The following is an 18,431-nucleotide window of genomic DNA, read 5'->3' as shown; positions in this document are numbered from 1 at the left end:
TTCCCTATTCGGATTGTGAGGACCGGCGGCCATGCGTCTGCGCCAGATTGAAGTCTTCCGCGCCGTGATGCTGGTCGGGACGGTCAGCGAGGCGGCGCGCATGCTGAACGTGTCGCAGCCCGTGGTGACGCGTGTGCTGCAGCACACCGAACTGCAACTCGGCTTCCGCCTGTTCGACCGCACCAAGGGCCGCCTGCAGCCCACCGCCGAGGCGTTCGAGCTGTTCAGCGAAGTCGAGCGGCTGTACCAGGAGGTCGAGCGCGTGCGGCGCGTGTCGGCCAATCTGCGCCACAAGGGCGCCGGGCGCTTGCGCGTGGCGGCAACGCCCAGCCTGGCCCCGAGCATCCTCGCACCGGCCGTGCGGCGTTTCTCGCAGCGCCATCCCGATACGCTGGTGCGCGTGTTCACGCATCACACGGCCGAGATCGTGCAGGGGTTGCTCTCGCAGGATATCGACGTCGGCTTCGCCTTTGCGCCGCCCGTGCATCCGGCTATCAGCACCACGCCGGTCGCGCAGGGCCGCATTCTCTTGGCCGCGCCGCGCGCCTGGGTGGGCGGCAAGACCGACGGCCGCGCGCTGCACAAGCTCGTTGCCGAAAAGCCCTTCATCGGATTGGAAGACCAGATTTCACTCGGCTCGCTGGTTGGGCAGACGCTGGCGCGCGGCGGGCTGGCGCCGCAGTCGACGCTGGAAGTGCAGACGTATTCGCTGGCGCGTTCGCTGGTGGAGGAATCGCTCGGCGTGACGATGCTTGATCAGTTCACGGCTGCCACCGGCAGCATGGAGCGCATCGCGCTGTTCGCGCTGGAGCCGGCGCAGACATTCGATGTGCGCGCCATGCGTGCCGAGCATCATGCGCCGTCGTCGTTGGCCGATAGCTTGGTGCAGTGCTTTGCGGAGGCCGCCCGTGCGCTGTCGGACGAACTCCCGCAGCGCGTCGAGCCGACCGCGTTTGTGCTCAAGCCCACCGAACCTGACAGCGACGCGGCGGACTAACCGACTTGCGCTGACCATTTTCAGGAGACGGATCCATGCGTCGTTTTGCAACTGCAGTGATGTTCGGCCTGGCGCTGGGCGCCGGCGCCTTCAGCGGCGTCGCAACCGCCCAGCAATCGCCGGTGCCCGGCATGTCGTCCGACGATCTGAACACCGCGCTCGACTTCGCCAAGGCAGGGCTCAACAAGGCGATCGATCAGGCGCGCGCGTATTCCGCGTTACCGATCAAAGACCCGCACGACGTGCGCTACACGTGCGAGGGCGGCAAGACGCTCCTCGTGAAATACATGACGGTGGGCGACACGCCGCTGGCCGCCATGACACTCAACGGCAAGACGCTGGTGTTTGCCAATGTGATGGCCGCTTCGGGCGCGCGCTATGCGTCGGGCCAGTATGTCTGGTGGACGAAGGGCGCCACCGGCTTCCTTGCCGACGAGACCCAGCCCGGCAGCCGCAATCAGCTCTACCGCGATTGCAGCGAGGCCACCAGCGGCCGGCCTTAGATTTCCTGCAGATCGTGCCCGACGATGATCTCGCCCTTGAAGTGCGGGCGCACGGCATCGAGCCAGACTGAATCTTCCAGATACGGATAGCCGCCGGGCACGAAGTGCGACAGCACCAGCGTCTTCACCTTGGCCTCGGTCGCGATGCGGCCGACCTCTTCGGTGGAGGTGTGGCTCGCCAGCAGATGCTCGCGCAGCGTCTTGGCGTTGGGCTCGGTGGACAGCAGCTTGTCGAGCGACGGCAGGTGCATCACCTCATGGACGAGCACGTCGGCGCCGTATGCCAGGCGCACGAGGTTTTCGCTCGGTGCCGTATCGCCGGAAATGACGATCGAGCGGTCTGCTGAATCGAAGCGAAACGCAAATGCCGGCGACACCGGCGGGTGCTTGACCAGCGCGCTCGTCACCTTCACGTTGGCATCCTGCATGACAAGGCCGCCTTCGGTCAGCTCGTGTGGATGCAGCATCGGCGCCAGCGGCGGGCGGCCTTCGTCGGCAATGCGGGTGCGGATATCGTAGTCGTACAGCTCGAGGAACTTGGTGGTCATCGCGGCCAGCGGGGGCGGGCCCCAGGCGTCGACGGGGCCGGTCAGGTCGGTGGCCCACGCAAGCAGCATCAGCGTGCCGTAATCGGCGTTGTGGTCGGAGTGCTGATGCGTGAGGAAGACGTGGCGGATGTCCTTGAGCTTCAGGCCCGCCGTCACGTACTGGCGTGCGACACCGTTGCCGCAGTCGACCACGTACGACACGCCGTTGATGACGATCACCTGTGCCGGCGCCGAGCGGTTCTTCTTGGGCGTCGGTCCGCCTGCCGTGCCGAGCAGGATCAGCCGCGTGCCTTTCTTGGGCGCATCGGCGGCCAAGGCGCCCAGCGGCAAACCTGCCGACGCCGCGCCCGCACCCACGGCTAGCGCGCCGGCCTGCCGCATCCAGCGGCGACGGTTGTTGTCGAAAGCGTGCATGCGGCGGCCTCCTCTCTGTTGTTGTCTGTGCGTGCGCTTCAGCGCGGCAGCCCGCCCACCTTCATGCCGGGCTTGATGCCCTTGCGTGCAAACCAGCCCTTGTTCATTTCCAGCGCATAGCTGCCGGCCTTGGTGGGGCAGTGGTTGTCTTCGGTCTGCGGCTTCATCTCGGCAATGTCGGAGATGGTGCCGTCGTCGGTGATGAAGGCGATGGACAGCGGCAGGTCGGTGTTCTTCATCCAGAAGCAGTGGCCCGCGGATTCATCGAACACGAACAGCATGCCCGCGGTATCGGGCATGGTCTTGCGGAACATCAGGCCGGTCTCGCGCGTTTGCGGGGTGGCCGCCACCTCGGCCTTGACCTTGTACATGCCGATGGTCAGGTCGACCACGGGCAGGCCGGTATTCGGGGCAGTCGGAGTCTGGGCAAGCGCCCCGGTGGCGGCAACGGCCAGCGACAGAGCGGCAAAGAGGCGGGACAGGGTGGTCATGGCGCGAACGGTCGGAAACGAAACGCTCCATGATCGGCACTCGGCCAGCCGCCGTCAATCAGACAGCCGCTGGCCAGGGCGACGAAGTTGTTACCGCGTATTGGTGGCTTGCCGGCCGACGACGATCGTCTGCGCGGCCGCCTTGGGCGCATGCGCAGCGCGCGCCTTGTCCGCTGCAGGGTCGGGCATCAGCGCCACGTAACGCGCATCGGTGAGCGTGCGCAGGAATGCAACGACGTCGTCGATCTCATCTTCCGTCAGCGCAGGCGTGGTGCCAGCGCGGCGGTTCATCGGCACGGCATTTACGTTGATGTTGCCCTGGTATCTGGCGGGCACGTCGTTGAAACGCTTGCCGCCGGGGTACCACTGTGCGGGGTCGGTCGAGCGCGTGGCATAAAACGCCACCGTGTCGCGCAGGGTACGGAAAACGCCGTTGTGCATGAACGTTTGGCGCACCGCCACGTTGCGCAGGCCCGCCGTGCGGAAGTAGCCGCACCACTGGTCGGGATCCGGCCATTTGAGCGTGCGGGCGGTCTGGCACAGCCCCATGTCAAAGTGGCGTGCGTCCTTGTTGGCGGGCAGCAGCGGGTTGCGCGGCACGGCGATGGCGTCGTAGCCGAAATCCGTAAACAGCGAGCGCTCCGGGCGCGACGACGATTCCACCATCAGATGGCACGACGCGCAGTTGCCTTTGTCCGGATTGCGGAACAGGGCGAGGCCGCGCATCTCGGCGGCGGAAAGCGGCGTGCGCTTGCGCAGGAAATCGTCGAAGCGGGAGGTGAACGGCGCCAATTCGTCGCTCTGGAAATACGCCTCCAGCGCCTTGCCCAACGCGCCGACCAGGCGTTCGGGCTCACGCACTGCATCGGCGCCGAACTGTTTCGTCAACGCCTGGCCGAGGTCCGTGCCGGCCACCTTGCGCTGCAGCTCGCGCGCCGAACGGTTGCCCATTTCGTCGGGATTGAACAGCGGGCCGCGGATCTGCTCGGGAATGGAATCGGCGCGGCCGTCGGCAAAGAAGCCGCCAAACGGTGACGGGAAGCTCGCGTCGTCGTCCTGAAAGAAATAGCGATGCGGGATGTAGCGCAGATACAGCAGCGACGGCGCGTTGCGTGCCGCCACATGCCCGGGGCGGCTGCCTGCCGGCACACCGATGCGCAGCGCTTCGCCCTTCAGCGTGGGCGCGAACGCGCGGCCGGGGTCATGGCACGCCGCGCACGACGTGCCTTGCGGCTCCGACAGGCGCGGGTCGAAAAACACCCGCCTACCGAGCGCGACGAGGTTCGGGTCCGGCTTGAACGCGGTCGACTCGGCAGGCGGCGGCACGGCGTCCAGCCTGGGCGTCATGCCGATCGATTCGGCCGCCGCCACGCCCGGGATGAGCGCAGCGGCGACCCAAAGCGCAATGCTCAGGCGCTTCAAGGTGCGACGAAGCCGGTCTTGTCGCACACCAGGCTCGTGCCGTTCTGCGTGCACGTCGTCAGCAGCTTGCCGGCGACGGTGTAGGCCTTGAACAGCCAGCCCTTGGCGGGCGCGGGCTGGCGGTCCATCACCATGAAGCCGAACGAGTTGTTGTGCGAGATGCTGCCCACCGTTACGCCCGAAGCCGGGCTGATGGCCGGGAACGGATCGGGCAGGGCCACGTCGAGCGAATCTCCGGCGTTGCCCGCAACGATGGTCGCCGGATGGTTGCTCGTGAAGTTGATGGCCTGGAAGTCATGCACGTGGCCATGCAGCGCGACCTGCACGCCCGGCGGGTAATACGCCGTGGCGTTCAGGCTGTTCATGACCGACAGCAGCGCCGCATTGCCGCCCAGTGGCGTGCTGCCCGCGATGGGCACGAAGCCCAGGATCGGATGGTGGTTGGTGAAAATCGACATCACGCCCGGCTTGGCGGCCAGCGTGCCCACCGTGCTGAACTGCTTCTGGTACGTCTGGAACCACGGGTCGGTCGTCGCCAACGCCGTCGTGCCGGCCTTGGTCGAATCGAACACGATGACTTGCGTATCGCTGCCGATCGCGACGGCGTACGGGTCCGAGGCGTTGGCTGCCGTGTCGTTGGCCGGGTTGTCGCACGAGCGGTCGGCCGAATACGGACCCGGATCCAGGAAGCGGTACCAGCCCTGGCCGGCGCGCGCGCATTCCTCGTGGTTGCCGCGCACCAGCACCCACGGAGCCGCAGCCATGAGCGGGGCGGCGGGCTGGAACAGGTCGGCCTGCCACGTATCCCAGCCGTATCCCCAGGGGCTGCCCTGGCAGCCGGCCACGTCGGGCGGGCAGGCGTTTTCGCGGTAGTGGTAGTCGCCCACGTGCAGCACGAGGTCCGGGTTCATCTTGGCGGCCGTGGCGGCAGCGCTCGCAAACGGCCACGACAGCGGGTCGTTACACGACTGGAACGTGTTGCTCGACTTCTTCATGCGGCAGCCGGTGTCCGCCAGGATCACCACGCGCTGCGGGTTGGCCTTGGGCAGCGGCAGCACGCGCGAGCCGATCGACGCGGCCTTGGCCGTGGAGGCCACGGTGGCTTCGCAGGCATTCACGGGGAACGACGAGGCTTTCGAATCGCTGGCGGCGCTGGCCGTGGTGCGCTGCGCCGGCGTGCCGGCCGCCACACGCAGCGTCATGCGCGTGGAGGTGCCGTCCACCGTCAGCAGCGGGCAGACCGAGCTGTCGACGGGCGAGGCGCTGTTCGTATACCTCGTGACGGCGCGCACGACAGCCTGGTTGCTGTCGCCGATCTCCACCCACGCGGCCTGGATGTTGGCGTCAGCCGTGGCCGCATCCGACGGCGTGGCCGTCGACACCGGCGTCGAATCGGACGACGAGCCACCGCAGCCTGCAATTACTGCAGCAGCGGCCAGCGCGGCAAGAGAGAGCATCGTGAACACGGTGCGTTTTCGTCGCACCGGAGCGAACATCGATCGGAATTCCATTGCGCCATCCCTGTTTCTTGTTGTGAGGAATGGGCAAGGTACTCAAGCTTGATGGCGCTATTTTGACAGCCCTGCATGCGCGTCCGGGTTTCCGTTCAGCACGTGAGGGCGAAAAAAAAGCAGATGCATCAGCACCTGCTTTTTCTGTATCGGCCGAGCCGCGCGGGCCCGGCAGAAACACAAGCTTATTGCTTGGCGGCGTCAGCAGCCGGAGCCGAAGCGTCAGCAGCCTTCTTGGCAGCCTTCTTGTGGTGGTGCTTCTTGGCCTTCTTGGCCTTCGGAGCAGCCTTTTCGGCAGCAGCCGGAGCAGCAGCTGCGTCAGCAGCCGGAGCGGAGGCTTGAGCGAACACACCGGTGGCGAACAGGCCGGCGATCAGGGCAGCGATCAGCTTCTTCATGGTGAATCCTTTTATAGATCAGTGAGTTAACCAACGACCCGCTTAATGAGTCATCTGCAATAACGCAGGCCGTTACAGGCGCGTTGACACGTTGCACTGAATTTTTTGTGGGAGCCGCCAGAAGCCTCTGCGCTTACTGATCTCCAATGTGGTGCATGTTGCGCCGCGCAAGAAAGATGCCCGCGATGGGATGTGCCGCGCTCGCGTTTCGGAGCGGTCTGATTGGAGGGCGGCCCCCGCACCTGCAGAATGCCGGCCGATTTTGCACAAGGCTCACCGTGTCTCTCCCCCCGCCATCTTTCCGCCCTGCCAAGCCGTCTCAGCCCATTCAGCCTGCCCATTTCAGGCGCCGCGATTTTGTCCTGGGCTGTGCCGCATTATTTGTGCTGGGCGCTGTGCCAGCGTTCCGTCCGCCTTCGCGCGACGCTTCCAGCCTGGACGATTTCATGCTCGTCTCCCAGACCATTTCCGGCGCGCGGCTGGATCGTCAGGTCGGCCTGTCCTGCTTCAGCCATTTGCAGCGGAGCGACGATCGTTTCATCGAGAACATTCAGGCGCTTGCATGGTTGGTCCGCCGCAATCCGGGCCTGGATGGTGTCGGACTGATCCGCTTGCTCGATGCCGAGAACGCGTGCGACCTGCGCGCCGCGTTGGCCCGACTGGTGCGTGCCTGGAGCGCTCGGCTGGATGCGGCCCCCGGATTCGCCGATGCCGGGGGCCTCATCGTTCGGGCTTCCGACGCCCGCCTGTCCGGCAGTTGACGGCCGCCCCGCCGGGTGCGGGAGTATGGCGGATGGTGAAATTTTCCGGCATAATGCGGAATTCACTCTTGTGTCTTATATAAGAGTTGCGGCTTGCGCGAGGTGCGAGATTTGTGCGGTGCATCGTGAGCGCGTCACCGTAGGCCGTTAGAATCGCCAGTTCATTGCAGCGCGCCACGCCGGCCAACCCGTGAGCGGCACGCTGTGCTGTCAACCCCCACCGTCCACCCGCTAACCTGCGGTCTGCACTGGAGTCGTCCATGTATCAACACATCAAGGTCCCGGCCGGCGAGAAGATCACCGTCAACCAAGACTTCTCCCTCAACGTTCCGAACAACCCGATCATTCCTTACATCGAAGGTGACGGCACCGGCTTCGACATCACCCCGGTGATGATCAAGGTGGTGGACGCAGCGGTTGAGAAGGCTTACAAGGGCGAACGCAAGATTTCCTGGATGGAAATCTACGCCGGCGAGAAGTCGACCAAGGTGTACGGCCCGGACGTGTGGCTGCCGGAAGAAACCCTGCAAGTCCTGAAGGACTACGTGGTGTCCATCAAGGGCCCGCTGACGACGCCGGTGGGCGGCGGCATCCGTTCGCTGAACGTGGCGCTGCGCCAGGAGCTGGACCTGTACGTCTGCCTGCGCCCGGTGCGCTACTTCAAGGGCGTGCCTTCGCCGGTCAAAGAGCCGGAGAAGACCGACATGGTCATCTTCCGCGAGAACTCGGAAGACATCTACGCCGGCATCGAATTCGAAGCCCAGAGCGACAAGGCCAAGAAGCTGATCAAGATTCTGCAAGACGAATTCGGTGTGAAGAAGATCCGCTTCCCGGAAACGTCGGGCATCGGCGTGAAGCCGGTTTCGCGCGAAGGCACGGAGCGTCTGGTGCGCAAGGCCATCCAGTACGCGATCGACAACGACAAGCCGTCGGTCACGATCGTGCACAAGGGCAACATCATGAAGTTCACGGAAGGTGGTTTCCGTGACTGGGCCTACGCGCTGGCACAGAAGGAATTCGGCGCCGAGCTGATCGACGGCGGCCCGTGGTGCAAGTTCAAGAACCCGAAGACGGGCAAGGAAATCATCGTCAAGGACGCGATTGCCGACGCCTTCCTGCAGCAGATCCTGCTGCGTCCGGCCGAATACTCGGTTGTGGCCACGCTGAACCTGAACGGCGACTACATCTCCGACGCCCTGGCTGCGCAAGTCGGCGGTATCGGTATCGCTCCGGGTGCCAACCTGAGCGACTCCGTTGCCATGTTCGAAGCCACCCACGGCACGGCACCGAAGTACGCCGGCAAGGACTACGTGAACCCGGGTTCGGAAATCCTGTCGGCCGAAATGATGCTGCGCCACATGGGCTGGACGGAAGCCGCTGACCTGATCATCTCGTCGATCGAAAAATCGATCCTGTCGAAGAAGGTCACGTATGACTTCGCCCGCCTGCTCGAAGGCGCGACCCAAGTGTCGTGCTCGGGCTTCGGTCAGGTGATGATCGACAATATGTAAGCATGTCGTTCGCGGTTCCGGCCGCGATAGATATGAAAAAACCCCGGCAGCTTCGGCTGGCCGGGGTTTTTTTGTCTCGAATGTTCCAGTGCGCGAGTCGTCCGGGCGTCGTCATCGAGGCCGCCCGCGGCGTGATGGGCAGGTCGCCGCTGCGGAAAAAGCGCTGTGATATAACCGCGAGCATTCCGTCCTTTCGCGAGCAAATTGCACGTGGCCCCGTCAGACGCCCAGCCCCCGAAGCGAGTCTTTGCCGCCGGCTTCTTTGCATTGGCCGCGCTGGGTACGGCGGCATTGCTTGCGCCGCTCCTGCTGCCGCCGTCTCGTCAATGGGCGATTGCGATGCCCTTCCTGGCAGCAGCCTGTGCGTATGTCTGGGCTTGGGTCCTCTACCCCCGTGATGGCGCAGATTTGTACGGTGCGCTGCGCGGTGTTGGCGTTGCGTTGTTGGCCTACTTGAGCTTTACGGCGGTTCTTGCGGTCTCTGGCTATCGTGAGGCGGGGCTCCTGCTCGCGGGCTTCCTGTGGACACCGTTTCCGTGGTTGGTGCTGACGGCAGGTGCGGCAGCCGGCGGTACGAATCTGCGCAACGTCCGCGCTCGCATCCACACGTCGGCCGCGTTCGCGTGTCGTGTCTGGGCGACGTGTGTTGCCGCCGTGCGGGCAACCTATGCACGGCTTGACGAGTGGGCTGCCGACCCGCGCGCGTTTGCAATCGTCACGATGATCGTCAGCGGCTCCCTCTTGTTCGCAGGCGGCGCGTTGGGCCTTGCATGGCTTTCGCCTGGCCCCGCATCTGCAGGCGAGGGTTTCGGCATGTCGCAACGATTGCTGCCCGGCATAGTGGCATTGATTTTGGCCGTGACGGGGCGGACCTGCGGGCGTGCGTTGCTGGCTGTCATGCCGGCCGCGCACCGTCTGCACGTCACGCTGACGTCGGTCGCCATCGCAGGTGTTTCGGCAGTCTGGTTCGCAATCAACGTCGTCGGCTGAGACGGGTTGGCTGGAAGTTTGTGTTGGACGCGAGCGGGGCTCAAGAGGCGGTACAAGAACAATCGTGCGGGTAAAAGGCGGGCGAGACCCGGCAAGCCCGGGCACTGATGCTGCAACATCGGTACCGGCAGGCCTTCATGCGCCTGGCTCGCCCACGAAGTCAGCGTTGGAGATCCGGGTGGTTTGGTGCGTCCACCGTGCTTTTTGTGCACGGCTTCCCGGCTGCGTTACGGGTGTCGATCGCACGCAGAAGCGCATGCGCAGAGCGGACACCTTTCTGGTATTCGGTGAGCGAATCGCCGGCCGGGGATTCGGCGGATTTGGAGATTGAGCGGGTCACGGCATTCCTCTTCATCTGATGAACGGAACCGCGCCCAACCCTTGGCGGGAGGGGTGGGCGAGCACAGGCAAGGTGGAAAACCGATAGCTAGCAATCGGCGCGGCCGAAGCCGCTCATGCCTGGCTCGCCCAATGAAGGTGACGAAGCCAGGCCATAGCTTTTGAGGACAAGTGCTTATGCTCAGCACTTGCCCGCTAGCTACGAGGTTTCCACACCTCGGTCGCTTCCTCTATGGCACTGAAAGCGACGGCGCAGAGTGTACCGATGGCTGCTTCGTCTGAGCAGGGGCGAAACTATAAATCAGAATTTGCCTAGGAAAGGCACGTGCAGCGCCTAGAGGCGGGTTGTCGCGGCTGCGCGCGGATGGCGCCTAGTGAGGCAACCGCGTTGTGCCGGGCGATTGCGGCCCCGGTGAGCGCCCGCGCACCACATCGCGCAGCCGCCGCACGCCGCGCCACAGCTTGGGCAGCAGCCACGCCGATACCAACAGCAGCAGCGCCAGCACCACCAGAAACGCAATCGGCAGGAAGAACGCCATCAACAAACCGCCGCTGGCAGCCACGTCTTCACTGAACGACGCCACCCAGTTCGAGAACGGCTCCGGCGACGTGTTGATCAGCGCGCGCGTGCCGGCCTTGGTGGCATGCGCCGTGCCGGCCAGCGTCCCGCCAATCAGTCCCGCAGCCACCATCCATTGCGGATCGAGCTGCCCGAATGCCGCAGCGGCCAGGATCGCACCCGCGGGTACGCGGATGAAGGTCTGGATGCCGTCCCATACCGAATCGAACCCGGGAATCTTGTCGGCGAGGAATTCCGCCACGGCCAGGACGCCGGCCAGGCCGATCACCCACCACGATTCCAGCATCTGCAGACCGGGCGGCAAATGCAGCCAGCCCGCGCGGCCGAGCACTCCGGCAGCAAATACAGCCAGGTAGAGTCGGAATCCGCTGGTCCAGGACAACCCAGCGGCCAGCGCGGCGGTTTCGAGCATGTGGCTCCTTGGGCGGAGAAGGCAGGCGATTGGCCAGTCGATATTGCAGTGTAGTGCCGGCTCGTCCGCGTCGCGGCTTAAAGCAGCGATTTGCCGTGCGGGGCGCCCTTGAGGGGATCTCTGGCCCGAAGCGCGCACAGGAGTGCACAGCGCGCGAAATGACGTGTTGCGCGCGGTGCGTTATCTCAGTCGTTTAACCGGCGCCGGGGCAACAAAAAACCCGGCATGTCGCCGGGTTTTTTGCATTTGAGCGCCATCGCCATCAGGCGGGGCGCCGTGCAACGCCAATCAGGCAGCCTGGATGTTGGTGGCCTGCTTGCCCTTCGGGCCTTGCGTCACTTCGAACGAGACGCGCTGATTTTCCTTGAGCGTCTTGAAGCCAGCCATTTGGATGGCCGAGAAATGCGCGAACAGCTCTTCGCCGCCTTCGTCAGGCGAGATGAAACCGAAACCCTTGGCGTCGTTAAACCATTTGACCGTACCGAGTGCCATGAAAACCCCTCCGTTAAAACACAAGTCCGAGCCGGGAGGGTGTGCCTGTCGTGGCAGTGCAGAGCGGTACCGCGCAGTCATCGCCCGGCCGCCGGCCTGCGAGGCACGACGAATGGCGCGGGTGGAGCCGCGTCGCAAGCGATCGGTCTTCTTGTGGCAAACACCACAGCCTGAAGCGGTTGTCGATCTGTTGTCGACTGGTGTGAGGCCTCCCGGGCTCACCATTCATGCGGCTCGCTGCCAACGGTTTGCGGGGCAGTAGGGCGCACATGCTGAATTCGATTGTTCGAGGAATGTAAGAGACTGTCAAGGCCACAAAGGGTGGGTCTGTGGCGAAAAACGGTCAGTTTCTGAAGAGGATTTGCTCGAAATCCGGCCGATCGCCTCCAAGTACGGAAAACGATTGGCATCCCGGGCCCGGACCTTGCGCCAGTTCCAGCCAGCGCGGAGGCCGTAAAACCCTTCGTGCGCGAGGGCTGACGGACGCACGCGGCAGGAGCCAAACCGTTTGTAGACCTTGAAGTCGGCGTTATTTCCCCAAATTGCGAACTCGAAAGGAGTGGTTAGAATAAGACCATGGCAATCCGGCAAGCGACCACTCCACAACATGATGCAGGCACCGTCCTGGAGCGGAAAGAGCAAGCGCTCAAACCGCCCGCGATGTACAAGGTGCTGCTGCTCAACGACGACTACACCCCGATGGAATTCGTCGTGATGATTCTTCAGCAATACTTCAGCAAAGACCGGGAGACTGCCACGCAGATCATGCTGACTGTGCATCGGGAAGGTAAGGGCGTGTGCGGTATCTACACACGGGATATCGCCGCGACGAAAGTGGAATTAGTGTCAACCCATGCACGGCAAGCGGGGCATCCGCTGCAGTGTGTGATGGAGGAAGCATGATCGCGCAAGAACTGGAAGTCAGCCTGCACATGGCGTTTGTCGAAGCCCGGCAGGCTCGCCACGAATTCATTACGGTGGAGCATCTGCTGCTTGCGCTGCTGGACAATCCGACGGCCGCGGAGGTGCTGCGCGCCTGCGCCGCCAACATCGAAGACCTTCGCACGCATCTGAAGAACTTCATTGCCGACAACACGCCTGTGGTGCCCGGCACGGACGAGGTGGACACGCAACCCACGCTGGGTTTCCAGCGCGTGATTCAGCGCGCCATCATGCACGTGCAATCCACATCCAACGGCAAGAAGGAAGTCACCGGCGCGAATGTGCTGGTTGCCATCTTCGGCGAGAAGGATTCGCACGCGGTGTACTACCTGCAGCAACAGGGCGTGACCCGGCTGGACGTCGTCAACTTCATCAGCCACGGCATCCGCAAGGACCAGGCTGAGCCCGCCAAGCAAGGCGAGGGCAACCCCGAAGGCGAAGGCGGCGACGGCAAGGAAAGCCCGCTCGAGCAGTTCACCCAGAACCTGAACGCGCTGGCCAAGGCCGGCAAGATCGATCCGCTGATCGGCCGCGAGCAGGAAGTCGAGCGCGTGGTGCAGGTGCTGTGCCGCCGCCGCAAGAACAACCCGCTGCTGGTGGGCGAGGCCGGTGTCGGCAAGACGGCCATTGCCGAAGGCTTGGCATGGCGCATCACGAAGGGCGAAGTGCCGGACATCCTCGCGAAGTCCGTCGTCTACTCGCTCGACATGGGCGCGCTGCTGGCCGGCACCAAATACCGCGGCGACTTTGAGCAACGCCTGAAGGGCGTGCTGAAGTCGCTCAAGGACAACCCGAACGCGATCCTGTTCATCGACGAAATCCACACGCTGATCGGCGCAGGCGCCGCTTCGGGCGGCACGCTGGACGCGAGCAATCTGCTCAAGCCGGCGCTGTCGTCGGGTGCGCTCAAGTGCATCGGTGCGACGACGTTCACGGAATACCGTGGCATCTTCGAGAAGGATGCAGCGCTGTCCCGCCGCTTCCAGAAGATTGACGTGGTGGAACCGACCGTCGATCAGACCGTGCAGATTTTGCGCGGCCTGAAGTCGCGCTTCGAAGAACACCATGGCGTGAAGTACGCATCGTCGGCGTTGACTGCGGCGGCTGAATTGTCGGCGCGCTTCATCACCGACCGCCATTTGCCGGACAAGGCGATCGACGTGATCGACGAAGCCGGTGCGGCGCAACGCATCCTGCCGAAGTCGAAGCAGAAGAAGACCATCGGCAAGGGCGAGATCGAGGACATCGTCTCTCGCATCGCGCGCGTCCCGCCGCAAAGCGTTTCGCAGGATGATCGCAGCAAGCTGCAGACGTTGGAGCGCGACCTGAAGTCGGTCGTGTTCGGGCAGGATCCGGCCATCGACGCGCTCGCTTCGGCCATCAAGATGTCGCGTGCAGGGCTCGGCAAGACGGACAAGCCGATCGGCTCGTTCCTGTTCAGCGGCCCGACGGGCGTGGGCAAGACGGAAGTCGCCAAGCAGCTCGCGTTCATTCTGGGCATCGAGCTGATCCGCTTCGACATGTCGGAGTACATGGAGCGCCATGCGGTGAGCCGGCTGATCGGCGCGCCTCCGGGCTACGTGGGCTTCGACCAGGGCGGTCTGCTGACTGAAGCCGTGACCAAGAAGCCGCACTGCGTGCTGCTGCTGGACGAGATTGAAAAGGCGCACCCGGATATCTTCAACATCCTGCTGCAGGTGATGGACCACGGCGCGCTGACGGACAACAACGGCCGCAAGGCGGACTTCCGCAACGTGATCATCATCATGACGACCAATGCTGGCGCCGAGACGATGAACAAGGCGACCATCGGTTTCACCACGGCGCGCGAACAGGGCGACGAGATGGCCGACATCAAGCGCATGTTCACGCCGGAGTTCCGCAATCGTCTGGACGCAACCATCAGCTTCCGCTCGCTCGATGAGGAAATCATCATGCGCGTGGTCGATAAGTTCCTCATGCAGCTGGAAGAGCAACTGCACGAGAAGAAGGTGGATGCCATCTTCACCGAGAAGCTGCGTCGCTTCCTGGCGAAGAAGGGTTTCGACCCGCTGATGGGTGCGCGCCCGATGCAGCGCCTGATCCAGGATCTGATCCGCAAGGCGCTGGCCGACGAGCTGCTGTTCGGCAAGCTGGTCAACGGCGGCAAGGTGATCGTGGATCTGGACGATGCCGATGCGGTGAAGCTGGAGTTCTCCGAGAATGAAGCGCCGCCGGCACCGGCTCAGGAAGAAGCGGAAGCTTGACGAGTTCGTTGCACCAAAGGAAAAGGCCCGGAAGTTCCGGGCCTTTTTTTATGTCGAGGCGATGTTGTCAGTGTCGCCCGGTGCTGCCGAAACCACCGGCACCGCGCTCGCTCTCTGCAAAGTCGTCGACGATGTTCAGCTCGGCTTGTACCACCGGCACGATCACGAGCTGCGCAAGGCGCTCCATTGGGTTGAGCACGAACGCCGTGCTGCCACGGTTCCAGGTGCTGACCATCAGCTGGCCCTGGTAATCCGAATCGATCAGGCCGACCAGGTTGCCCAGCACGATGCCATGCTTGTGGCCCATGCCGGAGCGCGGCAGGATTAGCGCAGCATAACCGGGGTCGGCCAGATGGATGGCCATGCCGGTCGGGACCAGATGCGTGGTGCCGGGCTCGATGGTGAGCGGGGCGTCGATGCAGGCACGCAGGTCCAGCCCGGCGCTGCCGGTGGTGGCGTACTGCGGGAGCTGTTCGTGCAGGCGGGCGTCGAGGATCTTGACGTCGAGTTTCATGCGGGGCGGGCCGAAGAGGTTGCAGAAGCCGGAGATGGTAGCGCAAACGCCTCGGCCAGCAGCTCGTACGAGCGCAGGCGCGCCTTGTAGCTCGGTGCGACGGTCAGCACGATCAGCTCGTCGGCGACAAAGCGGTCCTTGAGTGCATGCATCTGCTCGGCCACGGATTCCGGTGTGCCGATGATGCTGCGGGGCCGCTCGCGCATGACGATGGCCTGGTCACGTTCGGTGTAGCCGTGTGCTTCGCCTTGCTCGACGGTCGGGATCGGGCCATTCACGCCAATCGCCATCTGCACGCGCCGCAAGTCAATCGCAGCTTCGTAGCGGCGCGCCTCGGCCTCGGTGTCTGCCGCGATCACGAAGACGGCGGCAGCGCTGTACGGCCGTGCGTCGTAACCGGGTTGGAAATCCGTGCGGTATTGCTGGGCGACGATGTGACCGACGTGCGGATTGATGAAGTGCGCAAACGCGAAACGAATGCCCAGGCGTGCGGCCAGCGCGCCGCCAAAATCGCTGGAGCCGAGCATCCACAGTTCGGGTTGGGTGTCGATCTCGGGCTGCAGGATGACGCCGTAGGCGGGGTGATCCGGCGGCAGCGTGCCCGTCAGGTGCCAGGTCAGTTCCTGCACCTGCTGCGGGAAGATGTCGCCGCGGTTGTAGTCGCCCATGGCCACGGCCTGCGCGGTACGCATGTCGCCGCCGGGAGCGCGGCCGACGCCGAGGTCGATACGGTTCGGGAACAGCGCCTCCAGCAGGCGGAACTGCTCGGCGAGCTTGAACGGGCTGTAATACGGCAGCATCACGCCGCCAGAGCCGACGCGCAGGTGTTTCGTGGCGCTCGCCACGCGGGCGATCATCACTTCCGGCGCCGGGTTGCTGACGCCCCGCAGGCCGTGGTGCTCGGCGCACCAGTAGCGCGTGTAGCCGAGCGAATCCGTCAGTTGCGCCAGGTCGACCGTCGCGGCAATGGCATCGCGTGCGCTGTGGCCGTAGATGACGGGGCTCTGGTCCAGGACCGACAGACGGATCGGCGCGGCACTCATGATCGCGCTCCATGCACGCGGTCGGCGATGGCCGCGACGATCTGGCGCGCGAGCGTCAGCTTGTCGGCGCGCGGCAGGCGCGTGATGCCCTTGGCATCGAAGAGCGCGACTTCGTTGTCGTCGCGGCCGAAGGTCTGATGGCCGAGATTGCCCACCAGCAACGGGATGCCTTTTTTCTGACGCTTGGCCTCGCCGAACTCTTCCAGGCGTTCGGTTTCGGCCGCAAAGCCGACGCAGAACGGCGCATTCGCACGGCGTGCGACGGCGGCGAGGATGTCCGGGTTTTGCGTGAATGTAAGTGTCGGTACGTCGGAATCGCTCTGCTTCTTGAGCTTCTGTTCCGCGGCGTGGGCCACGCGCCAATCGGCCACCGCCGCAACGGCGATGAAGACGTCGTTCTTCGTGGTGTCCAACTCGCGCATGACAGCATCGTGCATCTGCTGGGCGGTCTGCACATCGATGCGCAATACGCCTGCAGGCGTGTCCTGATGGCATGGCCCCGCGACGAGCGTGACTTCGGCGCCGGCCTGCGATGCGGCCCGCGCCAGCGCAAAGCCCATCTTGCCGCTGGACAGGTTCGTGATGCCGCGCACGGGGTCGATCGGCTCGAAGGTCGGGCCGGCTGTCACCAGCACGCGCTGGCCGCGCAGCAGCTTGGGCTGGAAGAAGCCGATGAGCTGCTCGACGATGTCTTCCGGCTCGAGCATGCGGCCGTCGCCGACTTCGCCGCAGGCCTGGTCGCCGGCATCGGGGCCGAGCAGGGTGACGTCGTCGGCGCGCAGTTGCGCTGCGTTGCGCTGCGTGGCGGGCGCGGCCCACATCTGGCGGTTCATCGCAGGCGCCACAAGCAGCGGGCAATCGCGCGCGATGCACAGCGTGGAGAGGAGGTCGTCGGCCATGCCGTGCGCGAGCTTGGCGAGGAAGTCGGTGGACGCCGGCGCGATGACGATCGCATCGGCCTCGCGCGAGAGGTCGATGTGCGGCATGTTGTTGCCGATGCGGCCGTCCCACTGCGACGTGAAGACCGGGCGACCGGAAAGCGCCTGCATCGTCACCGGCGTGATGAAGTGCGTGGCGGCCTCGGTCATCACCACCTGCACGGTTGCGCCCGCCTTGGTCAACAGCCGCACCAGCTCGGCCGACTTGTAGCACGCGATGCCCCCGGTCAGGCCGAGCACGAAATGTTTGCCTTGCAGTTCCATAACAACCCGCTTGGGAATCCGATTGACGCAATATGCGCGGGCAGGATACAACCCGGTGCCCGGGCCTCCTGCTGAACAGTGGCGATGATACCGGCTTGCCCCGGGGCGCGTCTGGCGCTCGGGTTTTTCCTCAAACGCGCATTCTCGATATGGTTTTCGGTCGTTCCGCAGTCCGCAATGTCCTCGCCTGGATTGGCGGTTGCGCCATCGTGGCGGTGGTGGTCGGCGCTACGCTCGTGTGTGGGGCGAAGGCATGGCTGCGCGAGGAGCCGAAGCTTGGGCGCGCAGACGTGATCGTCGTGCTGGGTGGCGAATCGGGTCAGCGCGTGATCGGCGCCGCCGAGCTGTACCACGCAGGCATCGCGCCACGCGTGTTTGTCAGCGGGCAGGGCGATTGCCTTCTCATCACGCGCCGTTTGGTAATGGCCGGTGTGCCGGCAGAGCGCATCGGCCACGAATGTGTGTCCGGCAGCACGATGGAGAATGCGCGGATGACGCGCGAGACGCTGGCAGACCAGCACATCAACAGCGCAATACTGGTCACCAGCTGGTATCACACCGGCCGGGCGCTGGCGGTGTTCCGCAACGTCTGGCCGGAGGTCGCCTGGGGTGCGCGGGGCGTATTCCCCGGCGACACGCTGGCCAAGTCGGTCCCGATCTACGAAGCCGGGTCGATTCTTGCCGAATACGTCAAACGGGCGTGGTATGCCGTCCGCTACTGGACGTGAGCCTCATTCGGCAGGCATGGGCCGCGCATCGGCGGCCAGGTCGTCCAGAGAGGGGACGAAGCGGATCGTGTCGCGCTTGTTGGATTCCCGCACCCAGTCGCGCAGCGCGCTGCTGGCGTTCAGGTGCGCCGAGATGTCGCCGACCACGGCGAGCTTCAATCGGTAGTTCGTGATCTTCTGCGCGATGCCGCCGGCCAGGCCGGTGCGCAGCGCAAAGAACGCAGCGTCGAAGCGGCTGACCGGCACGGCAACCATCGATGCGCCATGCCCCAGCGCCTCGCCGATCAGATGGTCCAGTGCGTCCTGTTCGGTAGCGATGCGCGGGCCGGCCTCATCGAGGCACAGCACCGCTTCGCCGTTCCAATGCTGAAGGTCTGACACGGCAGC

Annotated in this window: 19 protein-coding genes; 8 read left to right on the top strand and 11 right to left on the bottom strand. The window is 64.5% G+C overall.

The window, feature by feature from the left end:
- Positions 1–31: 31 nt before the first annotated feature.
- Positions 32–997: a LysR family transcriptional regulator gene (locus tag FUT88_RS00380; RefSeq protein ID WP_012762713.1), complete on the top strand. Its 966-nt coding sequence runs from the start codon at positions 32–34 to the stop codon at positions 995–997.
- A 35-nt stretch (positions 998–1,032) separates the two neighbouring features.
- Positions 1,033–1,500 (top strand): MliC family protein, encoded by a 468-nt coding sequence (locus FUT88_RS00375; RefSeq protein WP_147213346.1) that lies wholly within the window; start codon positions 1,033–1,035, stop codon positions 1,498–1,500.
- On the opposite strand, the gene FUT88_RS00370 is transcribed toward FUT88_RS00375, so the two are convergent.
- The 5 genes from FUT88_RS00370 to FUT88_RS00350 form a co-directional block, all read right to left on the bottom strand.
- Positions 1,497–2,462 carry an MBL fold metallo-hydrolase gene (locus FUT88_RS00370; protein ID WP_147213345.1) on the bottom strand — a complete coding sequence of 322 codons (966 nt, stop codon included), beginning with the start codon at positions 2,460–2,462 and terminating at the stop codon, positions 1,497–1,499. The two genes, FUT88_RS00375 and FUT88_RS00370, sit on opposite strands and share 4 nt — an antisense overlap.
- Before the next feature lie 38 nt (positions 2,463–2,500).
- Positions 2,501–2,953 (bottom strand): DUF192 domain-containing protein, encoded by a 453-nt coding sequence (locus FUT88_RS00365; RefSeq protein WP_147213344.1) that lies wholly within the window; start codon positions 2,951–2,953, stop codon positions 2,501–2,503.
- A gap of 90 nt (positions 2,954–3,043) precedes the next feature.
- A complete protein-coding gene (locus FUT88_RS00360; protein WP_147213343.1) occupies positions 3,044–4,375 on the bottom strand; it encodes a cytochrome-c peroxidase in 1,332 nt (443 codons plus the stop codon).
- The gene (locus tag FUT88_RS00355) at positions 4,372–5,886 is read right to left on the bottom strand and encodes a metallophosphoesterase (RefSeq protein ID WP_147213342.1); all 1,515 of its coding nucleotides are present in this window, start codon (positions 5,884–5,886) and stop codon (positions 4,372–4,374) included. Before FUT88_RS00355 ends, FUT88_RS00360 begins: the two co-directional genes overlap by 4 nt.
- A 185-nt stretch (positions 5,887–6,071) precedes the next feature.
- A complete protein-coding gene (locus FUT88_RS00350) occupies positions 6,072–6,284 on the bottom strand; it encodes a hypothetical protein (RefSeq protein WP_004631913.1) in 213 nt (70 codons plus the stop codon).
- 146 nt (positions 6,285–6,430) lie between these two features.
- On the opposite strand from FUT88_RS00350, the gene FUT88_RS00345 reads away from it, so the two are divergent.
- The 3 genes from FUT88_RS00345 (at position 6,431) to FUT88_RS00335 (ending at position 9,546) form a co-directional block, all read left to right on the top strand.
- Positions 6,431–7,045 carry a sugar dehydrogenase complex small subunit gene (locus FUT88_RS00345; protein ID WP_147213341.1) on the top strand — a complete coding sequence of 205 codons (615 nt, stop codon included), beginning with the start codon at positions 6,431–6,433 and terminating at the stop codon, positions 7,043–7,045.
- 260 nt (positions 7,046–7,305) lie between these two features.
- Positions 7,306–8,556 carry an NADP-dependent isocitrate dehydrogenase gene (gene icd, locus FUT88_RS00340; RefSeq protein WP_004631917.1) on the top strand — a complete coding sequence of 417 codons (1,251 nt, stop codon included), beginning with the start codon at positions 7,306–7,308 and terminating at the stop codon, positions 8,554–8,556.
- A 210-nt stretch (positions 8,557–8,766) separates the two neighbouring features.
- The gene (locus FUT88_RS00335) at positions 8,767–9,546 is read left to right on the top strand and encodes a hypothetical protein (RefSeq protein ID WP_147213340.1); all 780 of its coding nucleotides are present in this window, start codon (positions 8,767–8,769) and stop codon (positions 9,544–9,546) included.
- A gap of 710 nt (positions 9,547–10,256) precedes the next feature.
- Here FUT88_RS00335 and FUT88_RS00325 read toward each other — a convergent pair.
- Complete coding sequence (locus FUT88_RS00325) at positions 10,257–10,877, bottom strand: DUF4126 domain-containing protein (protein WP_147213338.1); 621 nt, start codon at positions 10,875–10,877, stop codon at positions 10,257–10,259.
- A gap of 288 nt (positions 10,878–11,165) precedes the next feature.
- Entirely contained in the window at positions 11,166–11,369 is a 204-nt protein-coding gene (locus tag FUT88_RS00320) for a cold-shock protein (RefSeq protein ID WP_004631953.1), read from the bottom strand.
- 576 nt (positions 11,370–11,945) lie between these two features.
- Between FUT88_RS00320 and clpS the strand changes: the two genes are divergently transcribed.
- Together clpS and clpA are read left to right on the top strand one after the other, a co-directional pair.
- Entirely contained in the window at positions 11,946–12,272 is a 327-nt protein-coding gene (gene clpS / locus FUT88_RS00315) for an ATP-dependent Clp protease adapter ClpS (RefSeq protein ID WP_003261876.1), read from the top strand.
- Positions 12,269–14,557: an ATP-dependent Clp protease ATP-binding subunit ClpA gene (clpA, locus tag FUT88_RS00310; RefSeq protein WP_004631957.1), complete on the top strand. Its 2,289-nt coding sequence runs from the start codon at positions 12,269–12,271 to the stop codon at positions 14,555–14,557. Before clpS ends, clpA begins: the two co-directional genes overlap by 4 nt.
- 67 nt (positions 14,558–14,624) lie before the next feature.
- Here the strand turns inward: clpA and dut are convergent, their stop codons facing one another.
- Genes dut through coaBC form a run of 3 tightly spaced genes read right to left on the bottom strand, consistent with a single transcriptional unit; the run spans position 14,625 to position 17,316 of the window.
- Positions 14,625–15,071, bottom strand: coding sequence for a dUTP diphosphatase (dut, locus tag FUT88_RS00305; RefSeq protein WP_024974963.1), 447 nt, complete (start codon positions 15,069–15,071; stop codon positions 14,625–14,627).
- The gene (locus FUT88_RS00300; RefSeq protein WP_147213337.1) at positions 15,068–16,114 is read right to left on the bottom strand and encodes an LLM class flavin-dependent oxidoreductase; all 1,047 of its coding nucleotides are present in this window, start codon (positions 16,112–16,114) and stop codon (positions 15,068–15,070) included. The genes dut and FUT88_RS00300 overlap by 4 nt, the downstream gene beginning before the upstream one ends.
- On the bottom strand, positions 16,111–17,316 hold the full coding sequence (gene coaBC, locus FUT88_RS00295; RefSeq protein ID WP_147213336.1) for a bifunctional phosphopantothenoylcysteine decarboxylase/phosphopantothenate--cysteine ligase CoaBC: 1,206 nt from the start codon (positions 17,314–17,316) through the stop codon (positions 16,111–16,113). The genes FUT88_RS00300 and coaBC overlap by 4 nt, the downstream gene beginning before the upstream one ends.
- 149 nt (positions 17,317–17,465) lie before the next feature.
- On the opposite strand from coaBC, the gene FUT88_RS00290 reads away from it, so the two are divergent.
- A complete protein-coding gene (locus FUT88_RS00290) occupies positions 17,466–18,044 on the top strand; it encodes a YdcF family protein (RefSeq protein WP_147213335.1) in 579 nt (192 codons plus the stop codon).
- Between the two features lie 3 nt (positions 18,045–18,047).
- On the opposite strand, the gene FUT88_RS00285 is transcribed toward FUT88_RS00290, so the two are convergent.
- Entirely contained in the window at positions 18,048–18,425 is a 378-nt protein-coding gene (locus tag FUT88_RS00285; protein ID WP_147213334.1) for a DUF4180 domain-containing protein, read from the bottom strand.
- Positions 18,426–18,431 lie beyond the last annotated feature (6 nt).

Origin of the sequence: Ralstonia sp. TCR112 (genome assembly GCF_007997035.1) — a bacterium.
Lineage (GTDB): Bacteria > Pseudomonadota > Gammaproteobacteria > Burkholderiales > Burkholderiaceae > Ralstonia > Ralstonia edaphi.
Note: the sequence above shows the minus strand (reverse complement) of the source record. Positions and strands in the feature narration are given on the sequence as shown.